Origin of the sequence: Pseudomonas mendocina (assembly GCF_003008615.1) — a bacterium.
GTDB classification, from domain to species: Bacteria; Pseudomonadota; Gammaproteobacteria; order Pseudomonadales; family Pseudomonadaceae; genus Aquipseudomonas; species Aquipseudomonas mendocina_C.
The window spans coordinates 2,278,047-2,295,632 of sequence record NZ_CP027657.1 but is presented as its reverse complement, the minus strand read 5'-3'; the positions used below and the strand labels follow the sequence as shown (position 1 = coordinate 2,295,632).

General features: G+C 64.9%; 19 protein-coding genes. 3 read left to right on the top strand and 16 right to left on the bottom strand.

Features of this window, described 5'->3' with window-relative positions; genetic code table 11:
* Window positions 1–47 precede the first annotated feature (47 nt).
* Window positions 48–653 carry a LysE family translocator gene (locus C7A17_RS10680; protein WP_234035904.1) on the top strand — a complete coding sequence of 202 codons (606 nt, stop codon included), beginning with the start codon at window positions 48–50 and terminating at the stop codon, window positions 651–653.
* A gap of 8 nt (window positions 654–661) precedes the next feature.
* Here the strand turns inward: C7A17_RS10680 and C7A17_RS10675 are convergent, their stop codons facing one another.
* Window positions 662–1,645: a GlxA family transcriptional regulator gene (locus tag C7A17_RS10675; RefSeq protein ID WP_106738012.1), complete on the bottom strand. Its 984-nt coding sequence runs from the start codon at window positions 1,643–1,645 to the stop codon at window positions 662–664.
* Window positions 1,646–1,739: 94 nt separating this feature from the next.
* Between C7A17_RS10675 and C7A17_RS10670 the strand changes: the two genes are divergently transcribed.
* Complete coding sequence (locus C7A17_RS10670) at window positions 1,740–2,351, top strand: LysE family translocator (RefSeq protein ID WP_106738011.1); 612 nt, start codon at window positions 1,740–1,742, stop codon at window positions 2,349–2,351.
* A gap of 2 nt (window positions 2,352–2,353) precedes the next feature.
* Here the strand turns inward: C7A17_RS10670 and C7A17_RS10665 are convergent, their stop codons facing one another.
* The 15 genes from C7A17_RS10665 to C7A17_RS10595 form a co-directional block, all read right to left on the bottom strand.
* Window positions 2,354–3,988, bottom strand: a complete 1,635-nt coding sequence (locus C7A17_RS10665; protein WP_106738010.1) for a methyl-accepting chemotaxis protein — start codon at window positions 3,986–3,988, stop codon at window positions 2,354–2,356.
* Between the two features lie 132 nt (window positions 3,989–4,120).
* Window positions 4,121–5,122, bottom strand: coding sequence for a CDP-6-deoxy-delta-3,4-glucoseen reductase (locus tag C7A17_RS10660; RefSeq protein ID WP_106738009.1), 1,002 nt, complete (start codon window positions 5,120–5,122; stop codon window positions 4,121–4,123).
* 10 nt (window positions 5,123–5,132) lie between these two features.
* Complete coding sequence (locus C7A17_RS10655) at window positions 5,133–5,573, bottom strand: hotdog fold thioesterase (RefSeq protein WP_106738008.1); 441 nt, start codon at window positions 5,571–5,573, stop codon at window positions 5,133–5,135.
* 10 nt (window positions 5,574–5,583) lie between these two features.
* Window positions 5,584–6,603 carry a 4-hydroxy-2-oxovalerate aldolase gene (gene dmpG / locus C7A17_RS10650; RefSeq protein WP_106738007.1) on the bottom strand — a complete coding sequence of 340 codons (1,020 nt, stop codon included), beginning with the start codon at window positions 6,601–6,603 and terminating at the stop codon, window positions 5,584–5,586.
* Window positions 6,600–7,541, bottom strand: coding sequence for an acetaldehyde dehydrogenase (acetylating) (locus tag C7A17_RS10645; RefSeq protein WP_106738006.1), 942 nt, complete (start codon window positions 7,539–7,541; stop codon window positions 6,600–6,602). Before C7A17_RS10645 ends, dmpG begins: the two co-directional genes overlap by 4 nt.
* Complete coding sequence (locus C7A17_RS10640) at window positions 7,538–9,397, bottom strand: feruloyl-CoA synthase (RefSeq protein WP_106738005.1); 1,860 nt, start codon at window positions 9,395–9,397, stop codon at window positions 7,538–7,540. Before C7A17_RS10640 ends, C7A17_RS10645 begins: the two co-directional genes overlap by 4 nt.
* Window positions 9,398–9,500: 103 nt before the next feature.
* Window positions 9,501–10,283: a 2-keto-4-pentenoate hydratase gene (locus C7A17_RS10635; protein WP_106738004.1), complete on the bottom strand. Its 783-nt coding sequence runs from the start codon at window positions 10,281–10,283 to the stop codon at window positions 9,501–9,503.
* 17 nt (window positions 10,284–10,300) lie between these two features.
* Window positions 10,301–11,281 carry an NAD(P)H-dependent flavin oxidoreductase gene (locus tag C7A17_RS10630; RefSeq protein WP_106738003.1) on the bottom strand — a complete coding sequence of 327 codons (981 nt, stop codon included), beginning with the start codon at window positions 11,279–11,281 and terminating at the stop codon, window positions 10,301–10,303.
* A 190-nt stretch (window positions 11,282–11,471) separates the two neighbouring features.
* Window positions 11,472–12,269, bottom strand: a complete 798-nt coding sequence (hcaB, locus tag C7A17_RS10625; protein ID WP_106738002.1) for a 3-(cis-5,6-dihydroxycyclohexa-1,3-dien-1-yl)propanoate dehydrogenase — start codon at window positions 12,267–12,269, stop codon at window positions 11,472–11,474.
* Window positions 12,270–12,280: 11 nt separating this feature from the next.
* Window positions 12,281–12,811, bottom strand: a complete 531-nt coding sequence (locus tag C7A17_RS10620) for a 3-phenylpropionate/cinnamic acid dioxygenase subunit beta (RefSeq protein WP_106738001.1) — start codon at window positions 12,809–12,811, stop codon at window positions 12,281–12,283.
* A 10-nt stretch (window positions 12,812–12,821) separates the two neighbouring features.
* Window positions 12,822–14,165: an aromatic ring-hydroxylating oxygenase subunit alpha gene (locus C7A17_RS10615; RefSeq protein WP_106738000.1), complete on the bottom strand. Its 1,344-nt coding sequence runs from the start codon at window positions 14,163–14,165 to the stop codon at window positions 12,822–12,824.
* A gap of 38 nt (window positions 14,166–14,203) precedes the next feature.
* Complete coding sequence (locus tag C7A17_RS10610; protein ID WP_106737999.1) at window positions 14,204–14,557, bottom strand: non-heme iron oxygenase ferredoxin subunit; 354 nt, start codon at window positions 14,555–14,557, stop codon at window positions 14,204–14,206.
* Window positions 14,554–15,408 carry a DODA-type extradiol aromatic ring-opening family dioxygenase gene (locus C7A17_RS10605; RefSeq protein WP_106737998.1) on the bottom strand — a complete coding sequence of 285 codons (855 nt, stop codon included), beginning with the start codon at window positions 15,406–15,408 and terminating at the stop codon, window positions 14,554–14,556. The genes C7A17_RS10610 and C7A17_RS10605 overlap by 4 nt, the downstream gene beginning before the upstream one ends.
* Before the next feature lie 4 nt (window positions 15,409–15,412).
* Complete coding sequence (locus C7A17_RS10600) at window positions 15,413–15,709, bottom strand: extradiol ring-cleavage dioxygenase (RefSeq protein WP_106737997.1); 297 nt, start codon at window positions 15,707–15,709, stop codon at window positions 15,413–15,415.
* A gap of 6 nt (window positions 15,710–15,715) precedes the next feature.
* Window positions 15,716–16,531 carry an alpha/beta fold hydrolase gene (locus C7A17_RS10595; RefSeq protein ID WP_106737996.1) on the bottom strand — a complete coding sequence of 272 codons (816 nt, stop codon included), beginning with the start codon at window positions 16,529–16,531 and terminating at the stop codon, window positions 15,716–15,718.
* A gap of 451 nt (window positions 16,532–16,982) precedes the next feature.
* On the opposite strand from C7A17_RS10595, the gene C7A17_RS10590 reads away from it, so the two are divergent.
* Window positions 16,983–17,558, top strand: a complete 576-nt coding sequence (locus C7A17_RS10590) for a TetR/AcrR family transcriptional regulator (RefSeq protein WP_106737995.1) — start codon at window positions 16,983–16,985, stop codon at window positions 17,556–17,558.
* The last annotated feature ends 28 nt before the right edge of the window (window positions 17,559–17,586 follow it).

The window sequence follows — 17,586 nt, the reverse complement described above, 5'->3', positions numbered from 1 at the left end:
AATATGGAGCGATACCCAATGCTTTTCACCGCCTGCCGGGCGCAGCCATGAACCAGTGGCTGCCCTTCATCCTGTTCGCCTCGGTGGCCTCGATCACCCCCGGCCCGACCAACCTGCTGATCCTCGGCAGCGCTGCCCGCTTCGGCCTGTCCATCGCCCTGACCATCGCGGTAGGGGCGAGCCTGAGCGCCAGCCTGATGCTGCTGGTGGTCGGCCTGGGCCTCGGCGAACTGCTGGCCCGCGCCCCGCTGTTGCAGACGACGATGAGCTGGGCCGGCGCCGCCTGGATCAGTTGGCTGGCCTGCAAACTGATGCGCGCCGACACCGCCAGACTGGACGAGCGCAGCGTCGACCGGCGGCAGGGCTTCATCCAGGGCGCAGGCCTGCAACTGATCAACCCCAAGACCTGGTTGATTACCGTCTCGGTCACGGCGATCTTTCTCGACGGCCAGGCCTCGTTCGGTGCGGTGGCGAGCTACGCGACGCTGTTCCTGCTGGTGTCCACGCCCTGCCTGCTGGTCTGGGGCCTGCTCGGCATTGGCAGCGCGCGCATGCTGCGGCGGCCGATCTGGTTGCGACTGTTCAACCGCTGCATGGCCCTGTTGCTGCTGGCCTCCGTGTGGGTGCCGTTGCTGTCCCAGCTTCGCGGCTGAAGCCGCTCCTACGCCGAGGGTTTGGCTTGGCGGCGCATCGCCCCGGGCGTGGTACCGAAGCGCTGGCGAAACAGCTTGCCCAGATGGCTGGTATCGCCGACGCCGATCTCGTCGGCGATCTGCGCCAGGCTGTGGCTGGAATTGAGCAGGCGCCAGCGCACGTGTTGCAGACGCAGTTCGTTCCAGTATTCGCGCGCGCTCATGCCCTGGCTGGCGTGGAACAGGCGATCGAGCTGACGGCGGCTGATGCCGACGCTGGCCGCCAGTTGCTCGATGCCGTCGGCACTGGCCAGGCCATGGCGCATCAGGGCGATGGCGCGGTCGACATGGCGCTCGCCGCTCGGTGTGCTGTGCAGTGAACGCAGCGCATGCTGGCCGCTGCGCGTCTCGTCCACCAGCATGTCGGCCAGGCCTTTGAGCGCCCTTGCCCGGCCACTGCCCTGGGCCAGCAGTTCCACCGCCAGGTCGATGGCCGCCGTACCGCCGGCGCAGGAAATCCGCGCGCCATCGAGACAATACAGGCGTTCGCGGGCCAAACGCAGGTGGGGAAAACTGGCGCGGAATTCCGCCTCGTGCCGCCAGTGCACCGCCACCTGGTGACCGTCGAGCAAACCGCAGGCAGCGAGCAGGAAGCTGGCGTTATCGATCGCCACCAGCTTCACCCCGGCGCGCGCCGCGCGGCGTAGTAGTGGCTGGTAGGCCGGCGCCAGCGCGGCAGTGGCCTGCGCGTTGCGCCCGCCGAACAACACCAGATAGTCGAAGTCGGCCAGAGCGATTTCCTCCGGCGTGGCCTCGATACGTAGCGCCGCACCGCTGCTGGACAGCATATGCCCCGGCTGCAGGCCGATGATCGTCCAGGCGCAGTAGCGTTGGCGGCTGTAGTCCTCGTCGTCGGCGCTGAAGCGCAGCTTGTCGAGGAAACCACCGAAGGGCAGCAGGGCGAACTCCGGCAGCGGCAGCAGGAGAAAACGCAGATCGGGGCTTGCGGTCATGCTCTGTCCAGAATCAACCGTTAGATGACTAGAATCTACCTCATAGCCGCACCTGCCGCTGACTAGACTGGCCGCGCCCTCACAGGAGACCCGCATGGCCCTCGAACTCTGGCTCGTCTACTTCGCCGCCACCCTGGGCCTGGCGCTGACGCCTGGCCCCAATAGCCTGCTGGCGCTGACCCACGGCGGGCTGTACGGCGCGCGCATGGCGCTGGCCACCATCCTCGGTGGCGTGGTCGGCTTCAGCGTGCTGATCGCCCTGGCCATGTTCGGCCTCGGCGCCCTGCTCAAGACCGCGCCCACCGCCCTGCTGGCACTGAAGTGGATCGGCGGCGCCTACCTGATCTGGCTGGGTGTGCAGCTGTGGCGCTCGCCGCCGATGAACCTGACCCTGGCCGACAGCGGCGTGCGCCCCAGCGCCAGCCGGCTGTTTCGCCAGGGCCTGCTGTCGGCGCTGTCCAACCCCAAGGTGATCCTGTTCTACGGCGCCTTCCTGCCGCAATTCGTCGACCCGCAGCGCGGCCTGGCCGTGCAGTTCGTGGTGATGGCGGCCACCTTCGCCGTGGTCGAGTTCCTCGTCGAACTGCTACTGGCGCTGCTGGCATTTCGCGTACGCCCCTGGCTGGAGCGCGGCGGTCGTGCCTTCAACCGCAGTTGTGGCGTGCTCTTCGTGGTGATCGGCGTGGCGCTGCCGCTGGCGCGCTAGGCTCAGATGATCACCAGCCCCACCTGCTCTTCGAGCTGACGCGCCAGCGCGCGCAACTGCTCGCAGGATTCGCGTGTGCGCTGGATCGCCTGGCCATTGCTGGAAGAGGCACTGTGGATGCGGCTGATGCTGCGGTTGATCTCATCGGCGGTGGCTGCCTGCTGCTCAGCGGCGCTGGCGATCTGGAAGGTCATCTGGCTGACGGTGCCCGCCGATGCACTCAGCAAATCCAGCACCTCACCGGCGCGCCCGGATGCCCGCACCGGCTGCTGCGCGGCCTCGACAGTGGCACCGATGCGTCCAGCAGCGTGCGTAGCGCCAGATTGCAGGCGCTCGACGATCTGCTGGATTTCCAGGGTCGATTGCTGAGTACGCTTGGCCAGGGTACGCACCTCGTCGGCCACTACGGCGAAACCACGACCGTGTTCGCCAGCACGCGCCGCCTCGATGGCGGCGTTGAGTGCCAGCAGATTGGTCTGCTCGGCGATGGCGGTGATCACATCCAGCACCCGGCCAACATTGCTGGAGTCGATGGCCAGTTGATCAACAGCCTGGCGGCTCTGCTCCAACTCATCGACCAGCGACTGGATCGATTCGACCGTATCGCGCACCGCACCACTGCCGGCACCGGCCTGCCGCTCGGCATCCTGGGTGGCTGAAGCAGCGACACTGGCGTTATGCGCTACCTCCTGGACGGTGGCGACCATCTGCGTCATCGCCGTGACAACGCTGTCAGCCTCCTGCTGCTGGGTCGCCATGCTGCGCTCGGCAGCCTCGGTGACACCACCCAGGTCATCGCCGGCACGGGAAATCGACTGGCTGGCCAGTGCCATGCTGCTGGTCACTTGATGCGCGGCATCGACCAGACGGTTGAAACTGTGTGCCACCAGGGTCAGCTCATCGTTGCCGTCTGTGGGCAGACGCAGGGTCAGATCGGTCTGCCCGTGCGTCGCGCGTGACAGTGCCGATACCGTATCGTTGAGCGGGCGAATGATGCTGTGGATCAGCAGCCAGGCGAACAGCGCCACACCTAGCAATGCCATCAGTGCCAGCAATCCCGGCACCAGCAGCACACGGTTGACCACCTGGCTGACATCCTGCGGGTGGATACCGCTGGCCAGCACCCAGCCCCAGGGTTGGAACAGACGCACTTCGGACACCTTGAATTCCGGCTCGGTGGATCCGGCGCGCGGAAACCAATAGTCGACGATCGCACTGCCCTTGCTGCGCGCACCCTCGATCATGTCCTGAGCGAACAGCTTGCCGTTGACGTCCTTGAAACCCTCGACCTGCTTACCGACCAGTGCCGGTGCGGTTGGGTGCATGACCATCCGGTAGTCCAGGTTGAGGATCAGCAGGTAGTTGTCGCCCAGGTAACGGATGGTGCTGACCACATCGGCGGCCTGGCGCTGCGCCTCTTCCAGGCTCAGGTGGCCGTCGCGCACCTGCTTGTCGTAGTGCGCCAGCAGGTTGGAGGCGGTATCCAGTGCGGTGCCGACGCCGGACATCTTTTCCTCCAGCAGATTGCGCTGCAGCACCGAGCCCAGCCACAGGCTCAGGCAGAGGATGAACAGCACCACGCTGAGGGTCAGCAGCAGGATGCGGGTACGGATACGCAGGGTTCTCAGGCTAGGCATGATCGGAGTGGGTCTCGATTATTGTTGTTCTGCCAGATGACGCATCGCGCAAGGCGAACACCCGCCCCGCACGGCGAAGGCTCAGAGTTTTCGCCGTGCGAGGAGGATCTCGCTCAGGAACTTAATGACCGGCTAGACGAAGGCGTCGGCGAAGAATTTGTCCGCCGGTAAGCCGAGCTGCTCGACGTAATCGCGCCGCGCCGAATCGACCACGATAGGCGCGCCGCAGGCATACACCTCGAACTCGCGTAGCGAGCGGAAGTCCCTGAGCACCTGCTGATGGACGAAGCCGGTCGCACCCTGCCAGTCGCATGTTTCGCTGGCATCGGACAACACCGGCGTGTAGCTGAGCCAGGGCAGTTCGGCGGCCCATTGCAGCAGCTGTTCGTGACGATACAGATCCTCGCGCTGGCGGCCGCCCCAGTAGAGGTAGACCGGCCGCGTATTGCCCTGCTCTCGCAGTTGCTCGAGCAGGGCCTGGATCGGCGCGAAGCCGGTACCACTGGCGAGGAAGATCATCGGCGTGGCGCTGTCACGCAGGAAGAAGGATCCGAATGGGCCCTCCATCCGCAGCATCGCCTTGGGCTGCAGGCCGGTGAAGACGAAGCCGCTGAACACCCCGCCCGGTATATGGCGGATATGCAGCTCCAGCTGGTTGTCACGCAACGCGGCGGTGGCCATCGAGTAGCTGCGCCGCGAGCCGTCCTTGAGCAGGAACTGCACGTACTGCCCTGGCAGGTAACGGAAGGTACTGCCCGGCGGCAAGGCCACGCGCAGCACCATCACATCGTGACTGACCTTCTCCAGCGTCATCACCCGCCCGGCCGTCTGCTGGATGCTGATACCGCGCAGCTCGGTGACTTCCGGCGCGTCGATGACCAGATCGGACTTGGCCCGCGCGCAGCAGAACAGCGCCAGACCCTCGGCGCGCTCCTGCTCACTGAGCACATCCAGCGGGCTATCGCCATGATCGACTTCGCCGGATACCAGCCGGCCCTTGCAACTGCCGCAGGTGCCCTCACGGCAGCTGTGCTTGAGCATCAGGCCATCGGCCAGGGCGCCATCGAGGATGCTCAGGTTTTCCGCCAGTTCGAAGCTCTGGCCGGAGGGTTGAATCTTCACTGCATAGCTCATCGGCCTGTCCTCAATACCGGTTGGCGCCTTCCAGCACCGCCATGGTCACGCGCGACAGGCAGACCAGGCCGCCCTGCTCGTTCTCGATACGCACTTCCCAGACCTGCACCTTGCGCCCCAGCGAGGCGGGCTTGGCCGTGCCATACACGACGCTGCCGCCAATGGCCGGACGCACGTGGTTGCCGTTGATATCCAGCCCCACGCAGTGGTGCGTGGCGCTGTCCAGCACGAAGGCGCCGGCCCAGGAGGCCAGGGTCTCGGCAAAGGCGATGGAGGCGCCGCCATGCAGCACGCCGGCCGGATTGGCGGTGCGCTCGTCCACGGGCATGCGGCCCTTGAGGTAGTCCGCGCCGGCTTCCAGCAACTCGATGCCGAGGTTGCCGTTGAGGGTGCGGGCGTTACGCCGGTTGCAGTATTCAAGGGGGAACTCGCCCCCGAACCAGATCGACATGGCCGTCTCCTCAGGCTTGCCGGCGGGCGGCGAGCAGATCCAGCGCCACGTCGACGATCATGTCTTCCTGGCCGCCGACCATCCGGCGCTTGCCCAGTTCGACGAGGATGTCGAGGGTCTTCAGGCCGTACTTCGCAGCCGCCACTTCGGCATGACGCAGGAAGCTGGAGTAGACGCCGGCATAGCCCAGGCCGAGGGTTTCCCGGTCGACCCGCACCGGGCGATCCTGCAGCGGCCGCACCAGATCGTCGGCGGCATCCATCAGCTTGTAGAGGTCGGTGCCGTGGTTCCAGCCCATGCGCTCGGCGGCGGCGATGAAGACTTCCAGCGGTGCGTTACCGGCACCGGCGCCCATGCCAGCCAGGCTGGCGTCGACACGATCACAGCCCTCCTCCACCGCGACGATGGAGTTGGCCACGCCCAGGCTGAGGTTGTGGTGGGCGTGCATACCGGTCTGGGTCTCGGGGTTGAGCGTGGCCTTGAACGCGCGCATGCGGTCGCGGATGTCGTTCATGTTCATCGCGCCGCCGGAGTCGGCCATGTAGATGCACTGCGCGCCGTAGCTCTCCATCAACTTGCCCTGACGCGCCAGCTCTTCGGCCGGGATCATATGACTCATCATCAGAAAGCCCACGGTGTCCATGCCCAGGCTGCGTGCGTATTCGATGTGTTGCTTGGACACATCCGCCTCGGTGCAATGGGTGGCCACACGCACGGTACGGGCACCAGCGTCATAGGCGGCCTTGAGGTCGTGCACGGTGCCGATGCCCGGCAGCAGCAGCACGGCGATGCGCGCGTGCTCGATGACGTCGGCAGCGGCTTCGATCCACTCCAGATCGCTGTGCGCACCGAAGCCGTAGTTGAAGCTGGAGCCCTGCAGGCCGTCGCCGTGGGTGACTTCGATGGAGTCGACCCTGGCCTGATCCAGCGCGCGGGCGATGTCCTGCACGTTCTGGATCGAGTACTGGTGGCGAATCGCGTGGCTGCCGTCGCGCAGGGTCACGTCGGAGATAAAGAGTTTCTTGCTCATGCCGAGGCTCCCATCGACTGTGCCATGCGCTCGGCGGTGGCCAGCGCGGCGGAGGTCATGATGTCGAGGTTGCCGGCGTAGGCCGGCAGGTAATGGGCGGCGCCTTCCACTTCGAGGAAGATCGAGGTCTTCAGGCCGCTGAAGCGACCATGGCCGGGAATGTTCAGCGGCGCCGACTCGGGGATCACGTCGAACTGCACCTGCTGCTTGAGGCGATAACCCGGCACGTAGGCCTGCACGGCGGCGGCCATTTCCTCGACGCTGGCGGCAATCTGCGCCTGGTCGGCGGCTTCGCTGAGCACGAACACGGTGTCGCGCATCATCAAAGGCGGCTCGGCCGGGTTCATGATGATGATCGCCTTGCCCTTGGCTGCACCGCCGATCACTTCGATGGCCTTGGAGGTGGTCTCGGTGAATTCGTCGATATTGGCGCGGGTGCCGGGGCCGGCGGACTTGCTGGCGATCGAGGCGATGATCTCGGCGTAGTGCACCCTGGCCACGCGCGAGACTGCCGCGACCATCGGGATGGTCGCCTGGCCACCGCAGGTGACCATGTTGACGTTGAGCTGGGCCAGGTTCTGCTCGAGATTCACCACCGGTACGCAGTACGGGCCGATGGCCGCGGGCGTCAGGTCGATCAGGCGGATACCCGGCTTGATGCCACGCAGAAAGGCGTCGTTCTTCACGTGGGCACCGGCACTGGTGGCATCGAAGACGAAGTCGATATCGGCGAACACCGGCAGACGGGTCAGGCCTTCGACGCCTTCATGGGTGGTGGCCACGCCCAGGCGCGCGGCACGGGCCAGGCCATCGGAGGCCGGATCGATACCGACCATCGCGCCCATTTCCAGGTGCTTGGCGTTGCGCATCACCTTGATCATCAGGTCGGTGCCGATGTTGCCCGAGCCGACGATGGCGACTTTCAGTTTCTTGCTCATGCAGGTTCTCCATAGGCTTCCGCCAACAGAATCACGGCAGGGTCGAGAGAGTCGGCGTACAGCCGCTTGACCTGCTCGGCACGCAGGCTCAGGGCCGTGCGCTGGTTGATGTAGCCCTTGTCGGTGATCTCGCCGGCTTCCAGGCTCGGTGGCGTATCGAGGATCAGCGCGCGGAAGGCGTGCTGCGATGAAGCCGGGCACTCCTTGGCCAGTGCCTGCAGGCCGGCGCACAGGGCCAGGCGCACTTCCGGCAGCAGCGCCAGTTCGTCGACGCTGAGCGTCGCGCCAGCCTCACCGGCCAGCTCACGCAGGGCCGGGCCGGGATAGATCAGAGCGCCGATCATTTCCTGGTCATGGCCGCAGATCACGCAGTCCGTGGCATAGGGCGCCAGGGCGCTGACCAGCTTGGGTCGCAGGGTGCCGACCGACACCCAGGTGCCGCTGCTGAGTTTGAAGTCCTCGGTGACCCGGCCATCGAACTGGATACCCAGCTCGGGCCGTTCGGGATCGACCAGGCGCCCGGCGTCGCCGATGCAGTAGAAGCCTTCGGCATCAAAGGCCTCGGCGGTTTTCTCCGGCGCGCCCAGGTATTCACGAAACACCGACGGGCCACGCACGCGCATCTCGTGCTTGTCGCCAGAAGGCACGAACTTGATCTCCGTACCCGGCACCGGCAGACCGATGGTGCCGGGGCGGTCGATCGGATAATGCACGCTGGTCAGCACCGGCGAGGTCTCGGTGGCGCCCCATTCGCTGGCGAAGAACAGCGGCTCGCTGCGCACCCTTTGGCCGCAGGCGACCAGCCGATCCCAGGTGCTGACAGGCAACGAGGCCGCCGCGTAGAACAGCAGCTCCAGGCGGCCGAACAGGGCCTGGGCCAACGCCTCGTCACGCTCCAGATAGGGCAACAACGCGTCATAGCCACGCGGCACGTTGAAGTACAGGGTCGGCTTGACCAGCTTGATGTTCTCGATGCTGCGCTCGATCAGCCCCGGCACCGGACGGCCATCGTCGATGTACAGGCTGCCGCCGTTGCGCAGCACCAGATTGAAGTTGTGGTTGGCGCCGAACACGTGGCTCCACGGCAGCCAGTCCAGCACCACCACCGGCACCTGCTCGAGGAACGGCCAGCACTGGGCGATGGCCTGCTGGTTGGCGCAGAGCATGCCGTGGCTGTTGATCACCGCCTTGGGCGTACCAGTCGAGCCGGAGGTCATGAGGTAGCGCGCCGGGGTGTCGCCGGTGATTCGGGCGAAGGCCTCCATCACCGCTGGCGTCTCGGTCTTGTACAGCTGCGCCAGCGACCAGGCGCCGGGGTATTCCTGGGCGTTGCGCGCGGCCACCACCAGGCAGTCGGGTTTGACCAGTTGCAGCGCACGGTAATAGGCATCGCCATCGCTGACGAAGATCACCGCCGGGTTGAGCACCTCGATGATCGCCTTGAGCTTGCTGCAACCATCACCCGTGCTGCGTGAATAGGCCACCGAGGTGGTCGCCACGGGAATGCCGACGTGCATCGCGGCCAGGCTCAGCAGCGCCTGGTCGACATCGATATCGGACAGGTTGAGCAGAGGACGACCAGCGGAAATGTCCAGATCGAGCAGGCCCTGGGCCAGGCTGCCGACACGCTGGCGCACCTCGCGGTAGGTCATGCGATGCCAGCCGCCGTTGTGCCGCTCGGCCAGATAGACCTGATCCGGGCGCTCGCGCGCCCAGCGCTCCAGCCATTCGCCGATGCAGCGCTCGTAGGGTTGCAGGGGTTGCGGTGAACGCAGGACGAATTCGCCATTGTCACGGGGTTCGAAAATCACCTCGGCAGGGGCCAGCCGCGCCGAGAGGGTCGGGAAATCGGTCATATCCAGGTGCCTCGTGAGTCGGCGCGGGCGCCGCTCATACGGTTGTTTTTGTAAAGCACTGATCTGTTTGGGCCGTCTCGGCAGCCCTGCACGCAACGACTGGTCAGATAAAGCGGCAGCTCACCTCGCCCAATCGGGTCAAACGCAGGCGCAGGCTGTCGCCAGCGATCACCGGCGTCATCGGCCCCAGCGCGCCGGACAGCAGCACGTCGCCGGCACGCAGCGGCTGGCCCAGCTCGGCCATGGTGCGCGCCAGCCACAGGCAGGCATTCAGCGGGTTGCCCAGGCAGGCTGCGCCGAGACCGACCGAAGCCTGCACGCCGTTCTTCTCCAGCAGCATGCCTTCGAGGGTCAGATCGAGGCCGTCCAGCTTCACCGGCTGATCGCCGAGCACGTAGAGGCCCGAGGAGGCGTTGTCGGCGACGGTGTCGACCAGGGTGATCTTCCAGTCCTCGATGGCCGAGTCGACGATCTCCAGCGCCGGCAGCAGGTAGTCGACGGCGCTGATCAGTTCGCCTAGGGTGGTGTCGGCATACGGCAGATCGCGACCGAGAACGAAGGCGATCTCGCCCTCAGCCTTCGGCTGGATCAGCCGCGCCGTCGGCACATCCTGGCCGTGGCGGTATTCCATGTCGGCGAACAGCATGCCGAAGTCCGGCTGGTCGACTCCCAGTTGCTGTTGCACGGCCAGCGAGGTGAGGCCGATCTTGCAGCCGCTGAGGCGGCGCCCGGCATCCAGCGCCGCGCGGGTGTTGATGGCCTGCACGGCATAGGCGTCCTGCAGGCTGGCGATATCGAAGCGCTCGGACACGCGCCCGCAGGGTTGTCGGCTCTGACGTGCCTGGGCCAGTGCGGCGGCGGCGGATTGCAGATGGGGTTGGCTCATGATCGGTGCACTCCTGTTTAACGACGGTTATGGCCCTGCGGACGGTCGAGGCTGGCGCGATAACCATCGACCAGCTCACTGACGAGTTCGGCGACGCTGCACGGGCGAGTGATCTGGCCCACGCCCTGGCCAGCCGACCAGACGTGCTTCCAGGCCTTGTTGGCGCTGGCGATGTTGCCGGAGAAGTCGACGCTGGCCTTGCCTTCGGCGTTGGCATCGATGCCAGCCTTCTCCATCGAGGGGCGCATCCAGTTGGCCAGCACACCGCTGACGGCTTTGCTCAGCACCACGTCATCCATGTGGCAATCGACCAGCATCTGCCGGTAGTCGTCATCGACCAGGCTTTCGTGGGTGGCGATCAGGCGGGTGCCCACCACGGCGAAGTCATAGCCCAGCACCTGTGCGGCATGCACGTCGCGGCCATTGGAGATGGCCCCGGCAACGCCCAGCGGGCCATCCCAGAAGCGCCGAACTTCATCGACGAAGGCGAACGGGTTGTTGGTACCGGTGTGCCCGCCGGCGCCGTTACACACCAGGATCAGCGCATCGACACCGGCATCGGCAGCCTTGCGCGCCATGGCCGGGGTGATCACGTCAGCCATCACCACACCGCCGTAGGCGTGCACGTCTTCGAGCACGCGCTTGGGGCTACCCAGAGCGGTGGAGACGATCGGTGGCTGGAAGCGTTTCACCAGCTCCAGCTCGGCGGCGAAACGGTCATAGGTGCTGTGCACGATCATGTTGAGCATCCACGGCGCCAGGGTTTCACCAGCGGCCTGGGCCTGCTCGCGTTCAGCGGTGATCTGCTCCAGCCACTGCTCGAGGATTTCCACCGTGCGGGCGTTGGGCGCCGGCATGCTGCCGATGATGCCGGCGCGGCAGCAGGCATTGAGCAACTGCGGCCCGGAAACCAGGAACATCGGCGCCGCCAGCACCGGAACGGGAAGCGAAGCGAACAGCTCCAGCACCTTGTGCTGGGAGGGGGTATGCGCACTCATCGGCAATGACTCATCTTATGTTTGTTGTTATCGGTAACGCGTTGTCAGGTTTTGCACGTCTGCAGGAGCGGCCGGGCAGCGTACCGCTTCAGCCGCGAAGCCCTTTCGCGGCTGAAGCCGCTCCTACGCAAGCCGAATCATCCACGGTCAATCGCGGATAAATCCGCTCCTACATAAGGCCTTGCCCTGCCTAGCGGCCACCCGCGCTGCGGATTTCCCAGCCACCATCACTGTGAATGATGTGTGCGGTGGTCAACGCCGAATCCTTGCGCGAAGCCAGCAGCACATAATGGCCAGTGTGATCCTCCGGTTCGGCGATACGCTGCAGGGGCACCGCACGCGCGGCGGCCTCCTCGAAGCCGGGAATGGCATTGAGTGGCTGACTGCGCTTGTTGAGTCCTTCGAGGCTCTTCATCGGCGTATTGGTGGCGCCCGGCGCGACGCCGTTGACACGGATCTCCGGCGCCAGCTCGTAGGCCAGTTGGCGAATCATGCCGACCAGCGCGTGTTTGGCAGTGACGTAGAGAATGCCGCCGCCACCGGCGTAGAAGGCGCTGTTGGACAGGGTGAAGATCATGCTGCCGCGCGTTTCGCGCAGGGCGTCGGTGGCGCAACGCGCACCGAGCAGATAACCCTGCACGTTGATCGCGAACAGGCGCTGGAAGGATTGCTCCAGCTCCTCCGGGGCGATGCGGTCGAGACGGGTGAAGTAATCGAATACCGCCGCGTTGCCGACGAAGGTATCCAGCCTGCCGAAAGCCTCCAGCGTCTGCGCCACCGCGCGCTGGTTGTCGGCCAGACTGGAGACGTCGCCCTGGATCACCACCACGGCATCGCCCAGCTCAGCCTGCAGCGCATCGAGCTGCTCACGGTTGCGCGCCATCACGCCGACGCGCGCCCCTTCCTGCACGTAGCGGCGCACGATGGCGCTGCCGATGCCACCGGTACCGCCGGTAATCAGGGCCACCTGCCCTTCTAGCCAACCCATGACGCGCTCCTTCAGAGAAAGGTGTTGATGTTCTTGCACAGCAACATCGCATTGGGGATGAGGATCTTGCGCTTGAGCAGCTTCAGCCCGTCGGCTTCACGGCGAATGACGTCCTCGCGCCGCCCGGTGATCTGGTGCTGCTCGTCCAGGCCACGGCTGCGCACGTTGATGAAGCAGGAGTGGACGACATATTCGTCCACCTCGGCCCCGGCGAAGACCTCGATATTGGTAACCAGATGTACGTTGCGCGTCGGCGGGTTCTCGGCCCAGGCCGACGGCTGCTTGAAGCGCGCCACACGGCGCTGCAGCTCGCGCAGGCCGTCGTCGAAAAAGGCCATGTGCTCGAGCTTGTAGGGCCCGGAGCGATCCTCGCGGCGACGATTCTCGATGCCCGGCATCCAGTAGTGGATGGCCTCTGACAGACCCGCCAGCCAGTCATCCCAGCGCTCATCATCGAGCAGGCGTGCTTCACGCAGGAGGAACGCCTCGACTTCACGGGCCTGTTCGAAAGGCACCGGCAGTTCACGATCGATATCGGTCATGGCGTTCTCCTCAGCGCATCTTGCCGTTGCGATCCGGCACATCCGCCCAGGTCGGCGACTGCAGCAGATCCTTCCAGCGCTGATAGAAGGCGCGGGCGTTACATTCGTTGAGCTGGCCGCGGAACACGTTGCCGGGCAACTCGCTGTCGTCGATGCGCGTGTGCATGCCCAGGCCGACATACAAATCCTGGTAACGGGTGACCATGCCGCGGCTGGTCTTGGTGCAGTATTCCCAGTTCTCGCCGTCGTCCATCTCGAACACGCCGGTGGGCGAGAAGGTCATCATCGCGCCACGGCGCCACTTGTCCTTGATCTCCTGTGGGGCGTTCTTGTTGACGATCACCCAGGTATACAGGTCGATCTTGTCCGGCCCGCGCGGCTGCCACACACGCACGGTGTTCTGCCCCGGCAGGAAGGAGAAGTTGGGAAACACGGTGAACGAGGAAATAGCCCCGATCAGCTTGGAGCGGAACTCGCCCAAACGCTCGGCCACCTTCGGCCGCAGGGTGTGCAGGTACTTGTTGATTTCCCGCTCGCCCAGGGTCGCGGCGTTGCCCACCACATCGGTGGCGAACTCGTAGCCGTGGCCGTTCCAGTTCACCGAATAAGATTCCGGCAGTTCGCCGACATTGGTCACCGGCCCGCCGAGCATGGCCTTGGCTGCCGAGTCGTGCGTCCAGCCGCCGTGGAGGATGTCGCCAACGAAGTTCTCGGCGGCGATCTTCCAGTTGCACTCGATGGTCGAGCGGATGCAGCCGCCGAAGAACTCGCTGCCGCCCTCGTCCATGTCGAGCATCACGTCCAGGTACCAGGTCATCGGCCCGAGGTATTCCTCCAGCGTCGGCGCATCGTCGGCGAAGGTGGCGAACACCAGGCCCTTGTAGCTGGCCACACGAGCCTGGCGCAGGCCGTGCTGGGACTTGTCGAAACCGCTTTCCTCGTAGCACTTGGATTCGTGCATGCCCATCAGGCGGCCGCCATCGGCGCCGAACGACCAGCCGTGGTAGTTACAGATGAAACCGCGTGCATTGCCCGCCTCGGCGAAACACACCTTGTTGCCACGGTGCGGGCAGGCATTGAGCATGACGCGGATCGAGGCATCCTTCTGCCGCACCACCAGCACCTCGTCCTCACCCATGGTGGTGGTTAGGTAGTCACCGGCCTTGGGCAGTTGCGACTCATGGGCGACGAACAGCCAGCAGCGGGCGAAGACTTTCTCCAGCTCCTGCTCGTAGATGTCCTTGTCCCAGAAGATCTTGCCGGACATCCGGCCCGACTCCATGTCGCAGATACGGTCGAGGTTCTTCAGCGGCTCGCTGGTTTCGATCGGCCTGAGTTTGATGATCTCGTTCATGGCGCTCACACGGTCTTGTTCTTGTTGGAGTGGTTCGTTCAGATCGGGCTGGCGGCGGCCAGCTCGGCCTCTTCCGACTCGGCCGAGGTATCGGCGAATACCTCCTTGTCGGTGGTGATGATCCGGTAGGTGCGCAGATGCTTTTCACACGGGAAGGTCACCGCCTGGCCGCTGGGAATGTGAAACTGCCCCCAGTGCACCGGGCAGGTGATCAGGTCACCTTCCATGTCGCCTTCAGCCAGCGAGGCGGTGGCATGTGTGCACATGTCGGCGGTGGCGTAGTACTTGCCGTCGAGGTTGTACACGCAGATATCACCGGCAGCGCCACCGGCAACCTTCTTCAAGGTGCCCGGTGCGAGCTCGTCACGGTTGCAAAGGAATACCTGGCTCATCGGGCCACCTCCTGGGGATGCAGTTGCAGGAAGCCCAGGCCTGTCACCCAGGCCGGTACCGGCTCGTAGGCGATGACTTCGCCACGGGCGTTGGGCACAGCCGCCAGGGCCAGGGCGAAGTTGCGAATTTCCATGGCGCCGTTGCCGCCGCGTTCGAGGATGTCCTCGTCGCGGTAGGCGCACAGCGCGTCCAGATCGCCACGCACGCCAAGAGCCAGCACTTCACGGTCGAAGTCCTCGCTGACCCGGCCCATGTCATGAGTACCGACGCGGTGACTGATGCCGCCACTGCCGATCACCACCACACGCTCGTCGGCGTCGAAGCTCTCGACGGCGGCGCGGATCTGCCGGCCGAGGTCGGCGGCGCGGCGGAAGCTGATATAGGGGTCGACGCCACAGGCCAGGTACACCGGGATGCTCGGCAGTTCACGGCCCAGACGCTGCTCGGCGACCTGCACGATCAACTGGTGCGGAATGGCGAAGGAGTGATCCATGGTGAAGCTGCGCGCCACCGTCCAGTCGACGTCCTGCTGCTCGCCCTGCTCGACGATGTGATTGGCCAGTTGTTCGTGATTCTTCACCACCCGGCGTGGCAGACCCGGCAGACGATCGATCGGCCCATCGACATCGCCGGTACCGATCAGGTAACGCGGCAGACAATGGGTGCCGAACAGGATGTAGTGGTCGCAACCAACGATGATCACCGAAGTAGCGTCCAGCTCGGCCAGGCGCTCGCCGCACTGGCGATAGGCGTCCCAGACGATGTCACGCTGCGCCTGCGGCGGCGCTTCAGGGGCGACGAACATCACCGGGTCGTGTGGCACCCAGAAACCGCCAACGATCTTGCCCATGGCCCTACCCCTTCAATGCCGCGGAGAAACCCGCGCTGTGTTCATCGGTCGCCCCTAGCAGCGCCTTGTATTGCTTCATGCTGCGAGTGGGCGACAACTCCTGCCAGAAACCCATGGTCAGCATCGGGTTGACCCCGATGCGCTGCAGGGCGGCAACGTCGAAACCAGCAACCATTTCCACCTCTTCTTCGCTCAGGGCGAAGCGGGACAGGAACTGGCGCGGGTCTTCACGAAACTTGTCCTTGGCGGCGCGCTCAACGGACAACTGCCAGAGCACACGTTCCAGCGTATTGCGGCTCATGACGGCTCACTCCGAGAGGAAGTCGCGCACCAGCGCAACGAAACGACGCGGCTGCTCGGCCTGCACCCAGTGGCCGCAACGGCCGAACAGATGCAGGTCGGCATCCGGCACGCTGTTGGCGATCAGCAGCCCGCACTGCGGCGGCACCACACGGTCTTCGCGACCATGCACCACCAGGGTTGGCGCGGTGATTTTGGCCAACGCGGCAGCCGGGAACCCCTTGACGATGGTTTCGCCATCCGGGTTCGGTTGCGGGATCAGCTTGCGCAGCGCCGCCTGGGCACCAGGACGGGCGGAAGCTTCGTAACGGCTCTGCACCAGCTCAGGAGTGATCAAGGCCTTGTCGTAGGGGAACAGCGCCATCAGCTCACGCATGTTGTCCAGCGACGGCTCGTATTCCCAGGCGCCACGCAGACCCGCGGTCTGCACGAACTCACCGGCCGGCGTGCCGAGCAGCACCAGGCGCTTGACCCGTTCGGGAGCGAACACCGCCAGGCCGATGGCCAGAGCACCACCGAAGGAGTTGCCGACGAAGGAGGCCTTGTCGATATCGAGAGCATCCATGATGTCGACGAGATGGGCGACCCACAGCTTGATGTCGTATTTGACGTCGTCCTTGAGTTCGGTGAAGCCGAAACCGGCGATGTCCGGAACGATCACCCGCCACTTGTCGGAGAAGGCCGGCATGCTCCGCGCCCAGTTGCTCCACCCGGAAACCCCAGGGCCCGAGCCGTGCAGCAGAAACAACGCCTCACCCTGCCCAGCCTCGTGATAGTTGGTCTTGTGCCCAGCCGCAACCAGGCTCTTGCCGATACCGTCCATCCTGCCTCCACGATTCTTGTGATTGTTAGAATACAGATGTGTATGTGCATGTTAGGGAGGCAAAATAATCCCGTCAACACCCTTCGATGCACCACCGTACGCCTCCAGAGCCCGCAGAGAATGCTCACATACAGGGTAAAATCAGGAAATATGCGGGCTACACGGCTGCTTGCCGGTAGTCGCCTGGCCGCCAAAACAAACCTACACAATTGTATTTTCCTGGCAATTTACGCGTACAAGAACCGCTCATCGAAGTGTCGCGAGGGCACTGGAAATTTTCAGGAAGATGACATGCATCAATGCATGTGGGATGAGCAGTAATGACAATGGCCTGGTTTGCAGCGCTTATGCCACGCCCCATGGCGGAAACATGAGCTAGAATCGCAACCTCGCGACCGACCGACAGCCATGCACGGTCAGCCCCTCACCTTCTCAGAACAAGGCTCCGACAATGTCTGTACGCCCCAATCTGACCCGGGAAGATTGGATCCATGCCGCCCAGCAGGTACTGGTCAAGGGCGGCGTCGATGCCGTCCGGGTCGACACGCTGGCCAAGGAACTGAACATCACCCGCGGCAGCTTCTACTACCACTTCAAGAGCCGTAACGAGCTGCTCGAAGGCATCCTTGGTGGCTGGCGCACACGCGCCACGGAGGACGTCATCCTCCATCTGAGCGACGCCCAGACCACGCCACAGCAGCAACTCCAGCGCCTGATGGAGCTGCCCCTGCACGGCCAGACCGCCAAGGAAGCTGCTGCCATCGAGCTGGCCATTCGCGCCTGGGCACGCCGTGACGAGCATGCCCGCCAGGCCATCGACGAGGTCGACCGTTATCGCCTCAGCTACATCAAGGGCCTGCTGCTGCAAGCTGGTATCGAGGCGCAGGACGCCAGCGACCGCGCCTACCTGATCTACGCCTACCAGATCAGCCTGTCGCTGCTGAACAGCAACGAGCCCGCAGGCGAGCGCCTGTCACGCAATACCCGTCTGGCCGAGCTGCTGGTACCCACCGCACAGCGCACCTGAACCTGCAGCGGCCGGCAGTGGCGGCCGC